At 33.3% G+C, this 18,837-nt stretch carries 17 protein-coding genes; 4 read left to right on the top strand and 13 right to left on the bottom strand.

Annotated features, from left to right (window positions below):
- The 13 genes from ACTF48_RS04180 to ACTF48_RS04120 all read right to left on the bottom strand — a co-directional run.
- The coding region (locus ACTF48_RS04180; protein WP_438961887.1) for a hypothetical protein at positions 1-206 on the bottom strand (206 nt) is incomplete at its 3' end.
- Positions 199-996 carry a glycosyltransferase gene (locus tag ACTF48_RS04175; RefSeq protein WP_438961886.1) on the bottom strand — a complete coding sequence of 266 codons (798 nt, stop codon included), beginning with the start codon at positions 994-996 and terminating at the stop codon, positions 199-201. The genes ACTF48_RS04180 and ACTF48_RS04175, both read right to left, overlap by 8 nt.
- A 14-nt stretch (positions 997-1,010) precedes the next feature.
- Complete coding sequence (locus ACTF48_RS04170) at positions 1,011-1,925, bottom strand: glycosyltransferase family 2 protein (protein ID WP_438961885.1); 915 nt, start codon at positions 1,923-1,925, stop codon at positions 1,011-1,013.
- A gap of 58 nt (positions 1,926-1,983) precedes the next feature.
- Positions 1,984-3,102, bottom strand: a complete 1,119-nt coding sequence (locus tag ACTF48_RS04165; RefSeq protein ID WP_438961884.1) for an acyltransferase family protein — start codon at positions 3,100-3,102, stop codon at positions 1,984-1,986.
- 78 nt (positions 3,103-3,180) lie between these two features.
- Positions 3,181-4,080 carry a glycosyltransferase family 2 protein gene (locus ACTF48_RS04160; RefSeq protein WP_438961883.1) on the bottom strand — a complete coding sequence of 300 codons (900 nt, stop codon included), beginning with the start codon at positions 4,078-4,080 and terminating at the stop codon, positions 3,181-3,183.
- A gap of 4 nt (positions 4,081-4,084) precedes the next feature.
- Positions 4,085-5,047, bottom strand: coding sequence for a glycosyltransferase family 2 protein (locus tag ACTF48_RS04155; protein WP_438961882.1), 963 nt, complete (start codon positions 5,045-5,047; stop codon positions 4,085-4,087).
- A gap of 37 nt (positions 5,048-5,084) precedes the next feature.
- Entirely contained in the window at positions 5,085-5,972 is an 888-nt protein-coding gene (locus ACTF48_RS04150) for a hypothetical protein (RefSeq protein WP_438961881.1), read from the bottom strand.
- A 2-nt stretch (positions 5,973-5,974) separates the two neighbouring features.
- The gene (locus ACTF48_RS04145) at positions 5,975-8,008 is read right to left on the bottom strand and encodes a methyltransferase domain-containing protein (RefSeq protein ID WP_438961880.1); all 2,034 of its coding nucleotides are present in this window, start codon (positions 8,006-8,008) and stop codon (positions 5,975-5,977) included.
- Positions 8,009-8,052: 44 nt separating this feature from the next.
- On the bottom strand, positions 8,053-9,291 hold the full coding sequence (locus ACTF48_RS04140; protein WP_438961879.1) for an ABC transporter ATP-binding protein: 1,239 nt from the start codon (positions 9,289-9,291) through the stop codon (positions 8,053-8,055).
- On the bottom strand, positions 9,284-10,114 hold the full coding sequence (locus ACTF48_RS04135) for a polysaccharide pyruvyl transferase family protein (RefSeq protein WP_438961878.1): 831 nt from the start codon (positions 10,112-10,114) through the stop codon (positions 9,284-9,286). Before ACTF48_RS04135 ends, ACTF48_RS04140 begins: the two co-directional genes overlap by 8 nt.
- Entirely contained in the window at positions 10,114-10,971 is an 858-nt protein-coding gene (locus ACTF48_RS04130; RefSeq protein WP_438961877.1) for an ABC transporter permease, read from the bottom strand. Before ACTF48_RS04130 ends, ACTF48_RS04135 begins: the two co-directional genes overlap by 1 nt.
- A gap of 42 nt (positions 10,972-11,013) precedes the next feature.
- Positions 11,014-13,461, bottom strand: a complete 2,448-nt coding sequence (locus ACTF48_RS04125) for a polysaccharide biosynthesis tyrosine autokinase (protein WP_438961876.1) — start codon at positions 13,459-13,461, stop codon at positions 11,014-11,016.
- 1 nt (position 13,462) lies between these two features.
- Positions 13,463-14,281: a polysaccharide biosynthesis/export family protein gene (locus ACTF48_RS04120; protein ID WP_438961875.1), complete on the bottom strand. Its 819-nt coding sequence runs from the start codon at positions 14,279-14,281 to the stop codon at positions 13,463-13,465.
- Positions 14,282-14,625: 344 nt separating this feature from the next.
- Here ACTF48_RS04120 and ACTF48_RS04115 point away from each other — a divergent pair, with 344 nt between their 5' ends.
- From ACTF48_RS04115 to ACTF48_RS04100, 4 genes are all read left to right on the top strand, one after another.
- Entirely contained in the window at positions 14,626-16,506 is a 1,881-nt protein-coding gene (locus ACTF48_RS04115) for an ABC-F family ATP-binding cassette domain-containing protein (RefSeq protein WP_438961874.1), read from the top strand.
- A gap of 113 nt (positions 16,507-16,619) precedes the next feature.
- A complete protein-coding gene (locus tag ACTF48_RS04110) occupies positions 16,620-17,597 on the top strand; it encodes a hypothetical protein (protein WP_438961873.1) in 978 nt (325 codons plus the stop codon).
- Positions 17,598-17,696: 99 nt separating this feature from the next.
- Positions 17,697-17,888: a GIY-YIG nuclease family protein gene (locus ACTF48_RS04105; RefSeq protein ID WP_438961872.1), complete on the top strand. Its 192-nt coding sequence runs from the start codon at positions 17,697-17,699 to the stop codon at positions 17,886-17,888.
- A 158-nt stretch (positions 17,889-18,046) separates the two neighbouring features.
- Positions 18,047-18,814 carry an O-methyltransferase gene (locus tag ACTF48_RS04100; protein WP_438961871.1) on the top strand — a complete coding sequence of 256 codons (768 nt, stop codon included), beginning with the start codon at positions 18,047-18,049 and terminating at the stop codon, positions 18,812-18,814.
- The last annotated feature ends 23 nt before the right edge of the window (positions 18,815-18,837 follow it).

Genomic DNA, 18,837 nt, shown 5'->3' with positions numbered 1-18,837 from the left:
CCTTGAGTAGGACAAAGAATAAGTTCTATATTACTTAAACCTTTAATAAGACTATTTAATTCAAATTGATAGGCTGGCTCACTTCCATAATCTACTACTATGATATGCATACCATCTATCCATTGCTCTTGAATACTTGTTAGGCTTCTAGAAACTATTTGTAGATCTCTAGATCGATTAGGTATGACGATGGTGAGATTATTCATTATGATTATGATATTCTTTAATTCTGCTTTTGAATCCTAGGCGTTTTTTAAACCTAATAAAGGCATGCACTACATATGTTCCATAATTCTTAAGACCTATCCATAAAATTTCTTTTAGAAAAATGAGTAACGTTTTCAAGGCAGATTTAGGTTGTCTTTGATGATTAATGAGACCAGCTATAGTTTCATTACTCCATCTTTCTAATAAATCACTAGAATTACGCTTTACATTATAGAAAAAAGCATGTCTCATTTGCTCAATACGGTAACCATAATTTGTCACTTGTTGTGACCATAGTTTATCCTCGCTAAACATTAATCGTTCATCATAATTAAATTCTTGCCAGACTGATTTTCTAATCATAGCACAGGCATTCATCATTCCATATTCTAGAGGTTCTAGAATAATACCATCATTTTCAATGAAGCGTTCATAATCTTTAAATGAATTGATATATCGCAGTCCTGCAATCTTATCATCTAATTGAAACTTCTTGAGACTATCTTTAAAAAAGTCATCGCCTAGTGGATAAGCATGTGCACTTAATAAGGCTATAAAAGGTTGGGTGCTTTTTGATATACCTAAGTTTAGGGCCTTACCATAAGTAAAGTTTTTAATAGAAATAAGTGTTGCACCATATTTATGAACCACTTGCTCACTATCATCAGATGATTCATTATCTACGATGATAATCTCATGGATATCATCCTTATAAAAACGATCAAGTAGCGCTAGAAGTTTTTCTAGTGCTAGTGCTTCATTTTTATTTCTTATGACTACAGTAATCATCGTGGTAAGATAGTTTATAATAATTTTAAAGGATAGATAATCATTATCATTTTAAAAAATTGAAATCGTTTATTTGCGATGACACTTAATTTATAAATAGTCATCAAGGATGATAGAAGGTATCTATATTCCCTATGCGCGGCTATTTGTTCTGTGATATTGTATAAAGATGGTAGTAGCGCTGTGGCAAGTTCTTTATCTAATACTTTTCTACGTAATAATTGATGGACAGTATTAAACCTAGCCTTCCATTCTGAAAGTAAGGTGTTTCTATTTTTAGTAAGCTTTATAGATGCTGGTGTGTGTCTAATGTGTGAAGCGACTATATCATTGTATTTAAAACGTTTTCCTGATATAAGCGCTGTTGCATAAAAATAGTAATCCTGATAACTATGTAAATCCTGTGAAAAGCTCAAATCGTCTAATGACGTTTTTTTCCATAACACGTCTCCAGTTTGCCAGCCAGCTTTTTGTAAAAGAAAATCTCTTATCATATGATCAGACCATAATTGCGGACGCCACTTTCTATAGGCATTTGCAGTTTTAAAATTATAATAAGCACTATTGAGAATAAATCCATCTATTTCACGATGCTTTTTAAAACCTGTAAGATGTGATTCTAGCTTAAATGGTAACATAGCATCATCACTATCGTAAAATAATATGTATTCACCTTTGCTTAATTGATAACCATAATTGCGACAGGCATTTGCTCCCTTAGTTAAGGTAGCTGGTCGTGTGTGAATGGATATTCTAGATTCCGCTTTTGCGAAAGCGGCAACCACCTCAACCGTATCATCTGTACTACCATCATCTATTACTAGACATTCCCAGTTTTCATAGGTCTGTGCAACGATAGAAGACAAGGTTTCACTAATTAAAGTGGCTCTATTATACGACGGAATAATGATAGAGATAAGTGGTTTCATGGATGGTATTGCAAAGCTATAACTTTCTAGATGCTACCGTTAACTTAAGGTATAATTATTATTCTGTTTTTAAAGATCTTGAATTATTTCCTGTTCCCGTTACATATTGAAAGTGTTTTTTAAGCGATAAAAATGGTAGTTCTACTAGTCTATAAGAAAGCCATGAAAAGCTAATTACGATGATGGTATTCTCAATAAGCACTAATAGTAACGGGTATTTTAAAGAAAATAACTCAATCAAATAATCATTAAAGTAAGGTTCTATAAATGCACTAGTGATCAATGTAGGAAGAATCAAATGATAGAGATAAATCCCATAGCTAATTTTCCCTACAAAAATCAGAAATTGATTATTCCAAAAATAGTTAAAGACATAACTATCAGACTCCTTGTTCTTATAAATAAAAGCAACAATCCATAAAGTAAGTATACTGGTTGTAGTACGTATGGAGAGTACATGCCACGATTGTAAGGTGAAACTCATGATCGCGTAACAAAAAACGACGATACTTATGATCGATAAGATTTGATAGAATTTCTTAAAACTATTGATTTTATAGGTAATTACCCAAGCAAGTAATGATCCTAACCCAAAGGCATCAAAGCTAGTAAAAGTGAGAACTCTAGCTTTGCCCACATCGCCTAATAGCCACTGACTGCCTATACCAATAGCGATAAACAGTATAATCATGGGTAGCATATATTTTTTTCTACACCATAAAACAATCCATGGCCAGATTAAGTAATACTGCTCTTCTACTGCTAGCGACCATAAATGCGATACTATTCCATCCCATTTACCTATAGAGAAGAAGTAAAAATTAGACGTATAAGTGGCAAAATAGATAAAAGCTTCTCTTATGGCAGTTCCTGTGCTGGGACCTAATTGATAGAGCACGATTATGGTAATGTAGTAAATAGGAAAAATGCGCAACGCACGCCTGATGTAAAAACTTTTTATGATTGTACTAGATGTAACTCCTTTTAGTACCGCTTTTTCTCTAGCATTGAATAATATAGCAGTAATTAAAAATCCACTTAAAACAAAAAACATATCCACTCCAACCTGTCCCGTAGGTAGAATGTGAATCATAAATTTTTTAGGAATCCAGTGACTAATCACAACTAGTAATACTGCTATGGCTCTAAGGCTATCTAGTTGTTTTATATATTGCATGTATTGTTCTTTTTCTACTTAGCTTAGGGTTAATACCCTAAAGCTTGTTTTAATTGAGATCTAAAAAAGTGATTGTTTCTAATTCTTATTCCGATTAAAATAAAGCCCTATTGCTCTAGTATAAGAAGTACCAATATCAAGTATAAAATTTTCAAAGTAATAATCTGGACGTTTAATACATAATTTTATTAGATGAGGAATCTTGTAAAATGTTATTCTAAATATCACTTTAATGGTATGTAAAAAGGTGTATTTCTTATAAACCGTGTCAAATGTATTTCGATTAGAATGATAAGCTCTTTTTATGTGCCAAGATATTTTAGTCTTATACGGCGCAACTAAATGATCCATTGCCAGTTGAGGATCGAAATAAATAGAGTAACCAGCCTTTCTTATTCTCAATTGTAGTTCATCCTCTTCTGCATAACCGATTTTAGTGCCATTCATTCCTCTTGAAGGGTCAAAGCCATTTAACTCAAGTAGTATCTTAAGTTTACAATACATATTTCCACCAGAAAGATTTCCTTGATCAACTTTTGAAAAAGATTTAGTGAGCATTGTTTTTTTTCCGAAATTATCTGAAATCCATTTAGGCTTTTTAGTTTCATAATATGGATAATACATTCCTCCGAAACAATCAGGTTGATAAGCATGAATGATCTCTATTAATTTATCTACATAATTATCATGTGGAATTGCGTCATCGTCTAAGTAGCCAAGATATTCAGTATCACACTCTTTAATCGCCCTATTTCTTGCATTAGAAAGACCTTGTTTTAATTCCTTGTAGTAACTTATTCTTAATCCACTATTGATATAATGATCTATCAATTCTGCGGTATCATCTTTTGAATTGTTATCAATGATCATTAGTACTAAATTCTCCTTATGATCACCTAATTGTGGTAACAAAGCATCAATACATTTCTTTAAATAAAATGACCGGTTAAAAGTGCATATGGCTATTGTTACTTTCATTTGGTTATGTTAATTGTTTTTTAATTGACAAATAAATATTTACAATAGGACCTGATGATTTCTTTGACAAAATAAAGTACTTTAAATAGTCTTTAATATTTATTACGTGGTATTTAAATAGTAATCTAAGTATTTGTATATCCCTTGAACTTGTCAAACCATTCTTAAACTGAATATAGGTTACAAATATCTTGTGGTGGAAATGATACAATAATTCGATTTTGTTTGATAAAGATGATTCTTTTAAGAGATTGACTAAATCCTTAATAAGTATTAAAAATGATTTTAGCATCTTATCTATAAACTCAGGATTGGAGAATTTATCTATATTTTGATGATCTTTTCTATAAAAACAATCGGCAGTAACATCCGTAAAATCTTTAATTTTAATATCCTTTTGTAGTAACAATTTTATTGAGAAATCAACGTCCTGAAAACGTTGTAACTTTTCATTAAACTTAACATTAAAATGGTCGTGTTTAACTAACATTGATGTTATGGGCCATGGGGACCTGTAGCTTAAAAACATATCTAAGTAGCTTTCATCACTCTTCTTCCTCACATTGACTAAATAACCTAGATCAGCTATGGAATCAGTAAATACTCTCATTGGAAAAATGAAAAGATTATTTTCTGAATCTATCATGTTTATTCTAGATTCGATACAATCAGATGAAATTAAATCATCTCCGTCTAAAAAAATCAAATAATCACCTTTTGCTTTTTCCATGCCTATGTTACGACACGCATTTGCTCCTTTTAAGCGATACTCAGGACGCTTATAAAATCTAAACTTAGAATTTTTATTCTTTACCTCACGAACAATCGCTTCAGTATTATCCGTTGATCCATCGTCTACAATTATACATTCCCAATCTGAAGAGGTTTGAAGTTCTACAGACCTCAAGGTTGCCTCTAAAAGATCGCCATTATTAAATGAAGGGATAATTATTGAAATTAAAGTCATTCAGCATTACTGATTATTATTAAAATAAAATTTTATTTTATTTATCATTAATTAATGATAAGTCGAAAGGTTCTACATCTTTGGCAAATATCTCGGCATTGCAGTGTGGAAATGCGAAAACGTCATTATTACTATTCTTTAAATTTCCTAACATAAATTCAAAGGCTTCAAAAATCGTAGTTCCCTGATATTTTATAGCGGTAAAATGTTTATTCTGCTTCAACATTTTATCATATGTCCAGTCTCTTCCTCGGTTGTACTTGCTATAATGATCGTCTAATTGTTTCTGAAAGAAGTATCCACCTTTTACTAAATCCACGCCAAGCATTAAAATTTTATGATTTGAATATTTAATTGAAATAAGATTTAAAAGTGTAGAAATAGATCCTCTATGGTGATACAATCGCTCATCTAAACTTCTTGCCCAATCATTATCAACCGAACCAGAGGAATGAGGTTTTAAAAAGATATATTTTTTATTCTTCTTCAAAAGAATCGGTTTATAAACCTCGGATATGTAAAAATATTTAACTTTAGCATCATGAAAGTCTTTACTCAATAATTTAAGTGATTTTTTAATAAATGTGTAAAAGTAATATTTGATTTTGTAAATGATAAAAGGGATAAATTTTAAGCAAAATTTTAAAATATTAGTTGAAAAATATTTTTTAAAATTACAGTTGAGGTAATAAGTATGAACGCAATCATTTGTTTTTCTTAAAGCTAGTTTTAAGAAATGTCTTGCGTTTTCATCATGAAAGTCTAAAAAGAATAATTCGTTAGGTTCAATATTTGCTACTTCATAGAAATAACCAAATTTATTAAGCGCAATTCTAACCTGTTGATTATTCAACCATCTTTTTAAATCATATGGTAAATGACTGATTGATGTACCAGAACCTAATATTACGACCCAGTTATCCATTATTAACTTTTATTAAGGTTACTAGATATTTGCTCGAAATTACGACTGACCACTTTTTCTAACCTTGCTTTCGAATCTTCATAAGATGCATTGCTTAAGTATAGACGTGATTTAGAAATCAAAATATCGGTCAATTCATCATCATGCACCTCTATACCTCTTTCCTGTTCTCCTATATCCTCTAAAAAATATTTTAATTTATCATGACTTATTAAACTAATTATACTGATGTTTAAACCATACGGTATCATTTGAGCATGTCCTCGAGTACCTATAACTAAGTCAAGAGTTGAATATTTTTCGAAAATTTCTTGTATTGATGCACCAATTAAATTCAATTCAGAAATTTCTAGGTCATTCTTTTTTGCCCATATATTAAATTCGCCATCGCGTTCACCATGAATTAAATTTATTATTTCACAACCTTCATTTTTAAGTGTCTTCAATGCATCACATATTCTATTAAGAATTTTATCCGCAGTTTTGAATTCACCATATCTAAGATGATGACGATCAAAAGCTATATTAACAGCTATAGTTTTTTTAGTTTTATTCATAGCGTTTGCAGTAAACTCAGGAAATAAACTTTGTAAATTAGTCGTAGGGCAGGGATGGAATACTATTCCTTCATTTTTATTATTAATATGTTTACTGAACTTTTTGATAGAGCCATTATTTCTCATACCGAAAAAAGAAGAAACATTAACCAATTTTTGAACATTTTGATTAAAAAAAGATGCGAACCCATCTTGATCTCTAAATTGATTATATCCTACTGCATGGAGGAATAATGGGACATTAATTTTCTCATATAAATTTAGCGGTATAGCCCATTGCCAATTTGAAATTTCATTAGTATTTGTGTCACTTAAAAATAGACCACCACCACCGACTACTATTGCATCATGATCATTTAAAATTTCAATTAATTTATCGTCAACATTGGAATGTATATTAATTAGTGACCATTGAATCTTTCCTAAATTGACTTCATATTCCCTTCTTACCGCTTGAAACAGTGCGATATCACCAGTATTACCAGATCCATGTAAACCAATATGAGCTATTCTAATTTTATCCGTGAGTAACGATGTTGAACTCGATTTAAAACCAGTTTTTAACTTTAATAATTTCCTTTTGGTATTAACAACAAACTTGTAAAGTTCATATTTGACCTTGTAACCTATAGAACTTCTATTATCATTATTTGACTTTTTTTCTTTTACTAAATTAGAGATTCTTAAGCACTCCTTACTAGGTAAATTAGCTGAATTTAACCTTCTTGATTTCTTAGCTATTATATTTATAAAACCTCTATGTAATTCTAAATTAATTATTTCAAACCCTAAGTCTTCTAGAAGAAATTTTAGTGTGTTGTTTGAAAATGAATTTATGTGTGGAGCCCAAAAGAAATGATCTAAACTTGGACCATACAAACTATCTAATGTTGGACATTCTATATATACAATACCATTAACATTCAGTGAATTAAAAATTTTCTGCAAAAACACTCTAGGATTACTAACATGTTCTATAACATGAAAATTTGCTATTAAATCGTATTTATCTTGACATTCATAGTTTTCAAAAAAAAGTGAATCTATTTCTAAGGCATATGTTTTTCTGCCGTAATCGGAATATACATAATCAGGTTCTATTCCCTTAACGGTTTTACCTGCGGCTTGACAGAGTCTCAGAAAAGAACCAGCACCACAACCTATTTCCAAGACTGTTTGGATATTATCAAAATCTTTTGATGGTAGAGATTCAACCAATTTAGAATAGTTCTTAAATGCGATTGATTCAGCTCTTGAGATTTTACTAGGGGAAGGTTTTTCACTTCCTCTTGCTGTTGAGGAAAAATCACCATTCAAGTACAAATTCTCATGACTTTCATTTGTAGGTCTTGGGATAACCATTACGAAACCACAATTTTTACAAATACAATTATTTAACTCATTTTGAAAACGATCTCGATTGTGCAACAATTCAAATTCCATTTTGTCGCATAATGGACATTCTTGATCTGAAAACATAATTAGTAAGTTAGTTAATATCTCTTTAAGGTAAAAAGAACCTGTTATTCCTGTTCCATTTTGATGGTGACTTTAAACTGACCTGGTCTATTTTTCCTATAGCTTAATTCTTCAATAATAGTAAAATTGAGTTTATCTTTATGTGTGGAAATCACTTTATTATACTCATCTCTAAATCCAAAAGTCACCAAATAATCACCTTCAACGAGAGTATTATTTGGGATTTTTATAGTTACAACGTTAGATTGATTTCTGATTATACTATTGTCATCTTGCGAATCATAAAAGAAAAGCACTTTATAATCCTTATCCCTGAGATAAAACGACAAAAACATTTTTTCCATTCTATTATTGAGCAAATCAAATCTGAAATTAATTTCTTCAGTAGTGTCAAATATATTTTTTAAATCTTCTGACAATATTGATACACACTTTAAAACCTTTGGAGATTCTGGTTTAAAAAAAATATTATTTCCAGCTTTTCTGGAGTCAAATTTCAAATAAGTATTTACGGCTAGCTTTGTATCACCATTAAAAGTAGAATAACCATTCTCCAATACAACACATCGAGTACACAAATCCTGTACCGCAGCCATATTATGACTCACAAAAAGCACCGTACGACCACTGGTATTTGAAATATCCTGCATCTTCCCGATCGCCTTTTTCTGGAACTCTGCATCACCTACGGCAAGTACCTCATCTACCACAAGAATATCGGGTTCTAGAAATGCCGCTACCGCAAAACCCAGTCGCACACGCATCCCACTAGAATAGCGTTTTACAGGAGTATCTATGTACATCTCACAACCTGAGAATTCTATAATATCATCTATTTTACTAGCGATCTCTGCCTTAGTCATTCCTAGGATCGCTCCATTTAAATAGACGTTTTCACGACCTGTTAATTCTGGGTGCATACCAGTTCCTACTTCTAATAAACTAGCTATGCGACCGCGTATTTTTATACTACCAGTGGTAGGTACGGTTACTCGAGATAAGATCTTTAATAGCGTAGATTTTCCAGCTCCATTTTTACCTATAATTCCTAGAATTTCACCGCGTTTTACTTCAAAGTTAATGTCCTGTAGCGCCCACACGTATTCTGAACTGGCTGTTGCACTGCGATCATTTACCGCACCTATTTTTAAATAAGGATCTTCCTTACCACGTATTTTATGCCAGAAACGATTGAGGTCATGACCTATGGTTCCCGTTCCTACCACACCTAGACGGTATTGCTTAGAAAGATTCTCTACTTTTAAAATAATATCATTACTCATGGTTCTGTGCTTTAAAAGGACACACGGCTAGTAAATTATCCTGCAATTGTTGTATTTTTTCTGGTTGTGGCACGGCATTATTATGAGCTTCAATCAGTTTTATAAAATCTGTTTGAGACCATGGATGATCTATTTTTATGGCGTCATAAGTTTCTAAACCTACTGATAAATAGTAATCGTGGTATTTTACACCATCACCATAAATACGGTCAGAAAAAGTGACTTGTACCGCAGGAATATGATAGGCATGAGCCACGATAACTCCATGTAATGAAGAAGAAACAATAGATCCACATTCTAATAGTTCTCGGGTAGTTTCCTCCACATCATTAGTTCTAAAGTTAATGACTTTTATGGAAGGATCATTTTTATACCATTCATTTACCTCTTCATAATCATTAATATGAGGAATGATTCCTAGGTGAAACTTCTTATCAACTTGCGGCTGGTAATACCTGGGCAGCAGTAAGGCAGGATCTCCATAAATTGCTGGACAGTTATAGCCCAGTTCTAAGAGACGCTCACGCGAGAGCGGACCTCTAACCGCAAGAAAGGTAGCACCAGCCACTTGTGCATCTCTAGAAATAATACCACTACCCCAAACGGTACAATGAGCACCGATATGTTCTAAAATACTACCAATGGTGACATATAATGGTGACCATAAATTTTTTAAATAAAATTTATTTGCTCTTTGCCAAATTACTTTTTTAGCAGCTATTTTTTCTACTAAATATTTACCTAGTACATCTCCATAATTCTCTTGATCCAGTTTCTGAATTAACATCTCACTCCACCAGTATAAACGTATCGTTGCAGCCATTATACAGTGTCTATAAAAGTTTTCTCTGTTCTATTAAAAATAACAAGACCTATAAAAAAGAGTACCAGTCCTACCATAAAACCTACGGTAATTCCTATCCAGTGTATTTCTAGATTATCAAACCACAGCGTGCGGTAACTTTCTATAATATGTGCCAGTGGATTCCATTCTACAGCCCAGTAGTAATCCTTTAATTTATCTCGAGCTGCTTCTAAGGAATACATAACAGCACTCAAGTACATTAATAATCCCAGCCCAAAATTAATGAGTATAGATAAATCTCGATACTTAGTCGTTAATGCAGAGAAGATCATCCCTATTCCCATACCTATTAAAATGACATTAAGAACTATGATAGGTAATAACGCAATAGAATAGGATGGTCTAACGTCCATGCCGTTATAAGCATAATAGACATAAAAAATAACGAGTATAATTAATTGAATACCATATTTAAAAAGTCCAGATAACACCTTAGAAGCTGGCGCAATAAAACGAGGAAAATACACTTTACCAAAGAGTCCAGCATTTGACCTAAAGGCATTACTGGTAGCATTTAATGATTCTTTAAAATAGGACCATAGTGTTAATCCAGTTAAGTTAAAAAGAAAATTGGGTATCGCACCATTATCTATTCCAGCGACTTCATTAAACACCAGCGTAAAAACCACACTGGTAAACAGCGGTTGTATTAAAAACCATAAGGGACCTAGAATAGTTTGTTTATAAACGGTAACGATATCTCTTTTTATAAAAAGTACTAGTAAGTCTCTATAGCGCCATATTTCCTTTAGGTTCAAGTCTATGAACTTGCCTTTAGGTTTTATTTCATAAAGCCATTCTTGTTTATCGCTCATTGATTATTGTTATTACGCTTTCGCGAAAGCGGAATGAAAAGACTACTTAGGTTTAAATATCCCTTTTATTAACTTCTTAACTCGTTCTAGCACACTGTTTTTTGCATCATTTTCATGATAACCATTTCCATAAGCACCATAGCCGTAACCATAGCCGTAACCTAAATTACCACGATCACTGAAGTAATTAAATACAAAGCTTAAGTTCTTGATCTGAGCACGCTCGTATTTCTCATTTACCACATCTAGCATTCCTTTTTTAGTATATCCCTGACGTACTAAATACAGAGACGCATCAGCATGTTTTGAAATTTCTAGTGCATCGGCCACGAGTCCTAATGGTGGTGTGTCCAGGATGATATAATCATAATCTTTTTTAAACTGTTCTATCATTTCACCAGCACGTCGCGACATGATGAGCTCACTAGGATTAGGCGGTACTGGACCAGAAAGAGCTACATCTAGATTTTCTATTCCCGTAGAACGTATCATCTCATCAAGGCTGCAATCATTTACGAGATAGTTAGAAACTCCCAGATCATTATCAACCCCAAAATCATCAAAGATCTTAGGTTTTCTTAAATCCAGACCTACTAATAGAGTACGTTTACTGCTTAAGGCAAACACGGTAGCAAGGTTGATACTGGTAAAGGTTTTTCCTTCTCCACTCACACTACTGGTTAACATAATCGTGCGCGAACCATGCTTAGAATCTTGATCATAAATAAAGTGTAGACTGGAACGTATACCTCTAAAAGCTTCGGCAATAGTAGATTTAGGCTTATCTTTTACAATAAGATTAGTAGGGTGATTCATTTTACCTATCACTCCTATAAGTGGGATCTTAGATAACTTTTCAAGCTCCTTAGGGGAATGTACATAAAAATCTAAAAGGGTAAGAACAAAACCTACACCTACAGGAATAGAAATCCCTATTAAAAGAGCCATTAAATAATTAATATTTGAATCTCTACGTGTTCCACCACCACCAGTATCTCGTGCCTCATCAATGACATAAACATCTGAGACATTTGCGGCTTTAACGAGTTCTGCTTCGGCCTTTTTGGCCATGAAAATATTATAGGCGTTTTGATTCACATCAAACTGGCGCTGTATTTTTAAAAACTCCTGTTGTTCTTTAGGTAACTTTTTTATTTGAGCCTCTAATTTATTAATCTGACCATAAAGATCACTTAACTCTTTATTTAATAAAGACTTAGAACTTCTAATATTTTCATAGATCACATCTTTAATAGCGTTAATATCACGATCTAGTTCTCTAAATACAGGAGCATCTGCCCGCATGGCAAATTCTCTTTTCTTGCGTTCTTCAGAGAGGTTTATCAATCGCGTCACGGCTCCAGCAATACTTCCTTCTTCTATCCCTACTACTGATGGTGCTTGAATGACTGTGTAGTCTGTTCTGGTTTGTAAATAAGTTTTAAGGTTATCGTAGTAATTCAGTTTATTTTGAATCCCACGTTTTTTAATTTCAAAATCGGTAAGCTTTTTATTAAAATCAGAATTTTGTACGGTGGCATCTAGTATTTGAGATTTATCTCTAAAATCTTCTAGTTCTTGCTCCGATTTTTTAAGGGCTTTTTCTTGAACAATAAGCGAGCTATCGATATACTTAATGGTACTTACCGCAAACTTATTTTTACGTTTCAACTCTCCTCGTTCTAAAATTATAGAACTGGTATTGATATAGTCGATCAACCGCTGCTTGTTTTTACCTTGTAAGCTTAGCTTTAAAATAGATGAGCCTAATGGCTCTTGACTAATAGAAATTCCTTTATAACGATTTACCGTTCCCCAATAACTGCCAAAATTAAATAACCATTCACCGGTTTTTATAGTTTCACCACGTTTCTCAATGGTAATTTTCAAAAAGGGTAGATCTACTTTCTGACCAAATGTAAAGGTTTCACTCCATGCCCCTTCTGGTACAGAAAGGCTTTTAGAAACTCTATTTGCATAGTGATAACCGCTTGCGGTAGCACTAGAAAAAGTAGTAGATAGCTCATAACGATCTTGATCGAGTACTTTAATCCTAATGTTATTACCGTAAAGCTGTGCAGCACTCGTGTCTGCATAAATAAAGAAAGGTGTTTGTTTATAAGCATCGGTATTAAAATACTCACCTTCTTTGATGTAGTTGATATAAAACTGTAATTCATCTACCACTTGCTCAGCATGCGTGCGGGATTTAAACTGTACAATGGCTGTGGTCACTTTATCAGTAGTTCCACCCCAATTAAAGGTCAAACTCTGACTGCTGGTAAATAATGGGTTTGAATTATCCTTAATACTAATTAAAGAACTAGCGCTATAAATAGTCTGTATAAACTGATTTTTATGGTAAGCATATCCCAACCCTATTCCTAAACATATCACAAACAACCACCACAGCTTGATCAACTTAGTAAAAAATTGTTTTACATCAAAAATACCCGATAAGGAATTGATTTCTTTTTCTTCTTCTTCCATCTTACAATCGTGTAAATAATAATACGGTTGTGACTAAGGTCGTTAGCACCGAAATAATCGTAGTAAAAGAGGCTAATCCAGTCGTTCCTGTTCCTAGTGATTTTTGAGGTAGTGGATCTACCACGATCATATCATTAGGTTGTATATAATAATAAGGAGAATATATCACATCTAGTTGAGTCAAATCTAAATGATGCACCTTCACGCCATCAGGATATTGTCTCACGATACGCACATTAGTTAAATCACCAGTTATAGGAACACCGCCACTATTTGCAATAGCTTCCACAATCGTAACTTGATCTCTAAAAATAACCTGTTCACCTTTTCCTCCTACTTCTCCAGCCATCACATAACGCAATCCACCGAGTCTTACGGTCACAAATAAATCTGCATTTTCTTTAAAATACTCAGTAAGCAGTCTTTTTTCAATATGTTCTCTCAATTCTTCTAAGGTTAAGCCTAGTGCTTTTATCTTTCCTAATTGAGGCACTCTTATATCACCATGTTGATCTATGGTATAACCATTAAAATATAAACCGCCTTGTGCAGGATTAATATTATTCTGACCAGCTGCAGCGGTAGCCGTATTAAACATAGAAACCAGCTCTGGATCATAAGGAGCTTTAATCTGAATACTTAAAATATCATTGATTTGTAATCGATACGGTGGCTGCACCTTTTGAATGGTAATCAATGAATCGTTTTTAACGGTATTAGACTCCTGTAAATAAGTGATTTTACGTGTAGGAACGCAAGAACATATCATTAAAGCCATCAATAAAATAAATATACCTAAATGGGAACGCATATACTTCATTAGAATAAGCGGTAAATATAAAGTTATCTCGTGAGACTGCCTATTTAGGAATCGCTAAACTCACCGTAGTTCGATAAAAAGCGAATTTAGTTTTGTTTGAGGTTCTCTGAAAAGTGTTTTTTGTTTGCTTTTTTTGGTTCAAGGTTTAAAGTTGAAAGTTCTTAGTTCTTGGTTCTTAGTTCTTGGCTCTTGATTCTTGATTCTTGATTCTTGATTTTGATTTTGATTTTGATTTTAAGTTTAAGTTTAAGTTTAAGTTTATAACCCACCACTCTTCATAGGAAAATAAAAAACAATAGCCTAAAAAACTCGTATTATTGCAATCCTTTAAAGCATAAGGTTTCATGAACTATATATCTGTTGAAAACGTCTCTCGTAACTTTGGAGAACGCGTGTTGTTTGAAAATATCTCTTTAGGGATCAATGAAGGTCAGAAAATAGGTTTTGTAGCAAAAAACGGGTTCGGTAAAACATCATTACTAGATATCATCATCGGTAAAGAGGTTCCTAACTCTGGTAGCGTTAATAGACGTAATGATTTGCGCATGGCGTTCTTACTTCAAGAACCAGATTTGAATCCTAACTCCACTATAGAAGAAATTATTCTCGCCTCAGATATTCCTACCATTCAGGTAATCGCAAACTACGAGAAAGCCTTGCAAAACATGGAAGATGCAGACAAGTATCAAGCTGCCTTTGATGCCATGGACTCTACCAATGCATGGGATTTTGAAACCAAATACAAGCAAATTCTTTCTAAACTTAAACTGGACGACCTTTCTCAAAAAGTAGCCAACTTAAGTGGTGGACAAAAAAAACGTATTGCCATGGCGATTGCTCTGTTGTCAGATCCGCAATTGTTGATCATGGATGAACCTACCAACCACCTGGATCTAGAAATGATTGAGTGGTTAGAAGAATATTTTAAACAAGAAAACTATACCATTTTGATGGTTACTCACGATCGTTATTTCCTAGATCGTGTATGTAACGAGATCATAGAACTGGATAATGGTAAACTCTATACCTATAAAGGAAACTATTCTTACTATGTAGAGAAAAAACAAGAACGCTTAGAGATTGAGCAAACTACTCAAGAAAAAGCGCAGCAACTCTATAAAAAAGAATTACAGTGGATGCGCCGCCAGCCTAAAGCCCGTACCACTAAATCTAAGTCACGTATCGACGATTTTTATCAGATCAAAGAAGCCGCTCACAACCGTCGCAAAGACCACCAAGTGGAACTCGAGATCAATATGGAACGTCTAGGAACTAAAGTGGTGGAGCTTCATAAAATCTCAAAATCTTTCCCAGGCAAAAAACTCATCGACAACTTTTCTTATAATTTCTTAAAAGGAGAACGCGTAGGAATCATCGGTAAAAACGGTACAGGAAAATCTACCTTCTTAAACATGATTACCGGTCATCTAGAGCCCGATTCTGGTAAAGTCGTTAAAGGAGAAACCGTTAAAATAGGTTACTACACGCAAGGTGGTATAGACATTAAACCTGGTCAGAAGGTGATCGATGTTATTAAAGAATACGGCGAGTACATACCGCTCAATAAAGGTAAAATCATCAGCGCGAGTCAGTTGCTAGAGCGGTTCATGTTTGATAGTAAAAAGAAACATGACTTTGTAGAAAAACTCAGCGGTGGCGAGCGCAAGCGATTATATCTCTGTACCGTGTTAATTCAGAATCCTAATTTTTTAATTCTCGATGAACCTACAAATGATCTAGATATCCCTACGTTAAATATTCTCGAAAATTTCCTTATGGATTTCCCAGGATGTTTAATTGTAGTGAGTCACGACCGTTATTTTATGGATAAGATTGTAGATCATTTGTTTGTATTCAATCAATCTGGAACCATTACAGATTTCCCTGGAAACTATAGTGATTTCCGAGCTTATGTGGGCAACACAGACCTTGCTCTTGATAAGGATGACACCGCTCAAGGCGAAAAAGTAATCGCTACAAAACCCGTAGAAAAAAAACCAACCTCATCTTCAGGTCCTACTCGCGAGCAACAAAAAGAACTCTCGAGACTCGAGAACAGCATTAAAAAACTAGAAGAACAACGCGCAAAACTTCAAGAATCATTTCTGGACACCTCACTCACACCAGAAGAACTCGCAAACAATTCTAAAAAACTGGATCAAGTAAAAGAAGAACTAGAAGAAAAAGAAATGGAATGGCTGGAACTTACGGAGTCCATTGGGTAGGACTGTTGAACTTGAATTAGAAGTATAACGCAAATGTCAGTTCGAGCGCAGTCGAGAACAGTTTTGAATCTCTAAAATTTTTATATAATTTACAGTTTTTACTTTTCTCAACTATGAAGATTTTAAAATTTATTATAGTACTTATCTGCACTCTCTTAAGTGCCTCTTGCAGAACAACTGACTTAATCAAAGTTCAAAAAAATTCTAATTACATTGTAAAACTGAACTACTTACATGAGGGTACTTCAGAGCCTTTTTATGAAAGAGAACCAAAGAGCAAAGAGGAATTAATTGATGGACAATTATACCTGCTTGAATTATTAGATAGTAGCGTTTCCGAGATTAAAATGGAATCTTTAGAAAAAGCCAAAAACACAACAGATTCTTTAACGTTATTACAAACAATAGATTCTCTATATCTAATGCTTAAAAAACCTAAAAGCGATAGGATTAAACAAATTAATGAGACTGACTTTTTGTTATCACCCATGAAATTTGACATTTATAGTAAACTATATCTTGATGCAGAGACAATTATTCAGGATTACAGTAGGTACTTAAAGGTTTTTCAAAAGAACAAAGTAAGTCATGGAGTTTTCTTGCAGTCTGCTTCATACAATAACAAAATATACTATTATGAAGAAGAGACTAAAAATAGTTTAGTAATAGATAGCTTGATTAACATAAAACTAGATAAATCGCAAACTGTAGTCTTTAATGGCATGGAAGGAAATCCGTATACAATTACAGAAAAAGGCAGTTATTATGGATCACCTACTATAATTATACACGAAGGTATAGCTAAATTAGATTTCCCTATGAGATTTAATGACCATATTAATATTGGTTTTATATATGATAATAATTTAAATGGATTGATATTAAAAAATGATCGTTACCTTATTAATAAGGATACCAAATTTGAAAAGGAATTAGAACACTCCATACAATTATTTAGCTACGAGATTCTTAACAAAAAAGATTGGTCACTTAAAAAAATAGTTCAAAATAAATATCCAAATATAAACATCGATTCCATACACATGTCCCCTGAAAATCAACCAAATCTATATTACAATTTTGATAAATAAATATGAGAAGTAGATATTCTTACAAATAAAAACAAAACAACCTTGTATTTAGGTGTGACTTCAATGTTACAATCACGCATCAGATAACATAAAAATAAGTTGTACCCAAAATCTTTTACTGCACGTTACAATCTAAACATCCTAGTTTATCATGAAGCTTACCAAATGATAGGTGACGCTATAACACGAGAAAAGCAATTAAAAGCTGGTAGTCGTAAAAAGAAGGTAGCGCTTATCAACTCTATCAATCCTAATTGGGATGATTTATATGATACACTATTAGATTATTAAAAGCAGATTGCCATGCTACAAAATCACACCGCAAAGTCGCTCGCAATGACGATCAAAAACGTTATTACGAGGAGTGAAACGACGAAGTAATCTGCTTTTATGAAATCCTAGATTGTTTTCATATAACTTTGTCTTCATCAATTTGAATTACACGCACCTTGCTCCACCAAATCAAACATTATATAAAACACTGCCTTAAATCCTTTCATCTTCATGGGATTCACTCGCCGTTTGTGTTTAATCTGGAGAAAAAATGTTTACGAGATAAGAGTCATTATGAGCCGTATGATGCTATGAAACGCTTTCGCGAAAGCGTAAAAAACAACACTACTACCTTACACATTCAAGATTATGGTGCTGGTAGCCGTGTTTTTAAATCAAACAAGCGCAAAGTCAGCGACATTTTAAAACATAATTCTAGCGATGAGAAATCAGCAGAGTTGTTGTATCGATTGTGCCGTTATTTTGAGGTGAAAAATGTTCTGGAGCTAGGAACTTCCCTAGGAGTTGCTACTCAAGCCATGGCGCTATCTGGAGCTTATGTTACGACTATAGAAGGCAGTCCAGAGGTACAAGAGTTTGCAAAAGATCTATTTAAAAACCACAGCATTAACAATATAGAGAGTGTATGCAGTACATTCAAAGACTATCTAGCTCAAGAAAAAGAAATGACTTATGACCTCATTTATATAGATGGCCACCATGATGGTGAGGCAACGATGACATACTTTGAATCGTGTATTTCTAAATCACATAAAGACACCGTTTTTGTACTTGATGATATTTACTGGTCTCCAGGAATGACTGCTGCCTGGAACAAGTTATGTGAACATCCACAGGTCACGGCGAGTGTGAATTTATACGATTTAGGCTTGCTATTTTTGCGCAAGGAACAGCTTCAAGAACGTTTTTATATCAAATTGTAACGTTAAGAGAATTGAAACGTCCT

Source organism: Nonlabens sp. (assembly GCF_965660805.1).
Classification (GTDB): Bacteria; Bacteroidota; Bacteroidia; order Flavobacteriales; family Flavobacteriaceae; genus Nonlabens.
This window is presented reverse-complemented; position numbering and strand designations above follow the sequence as displayed.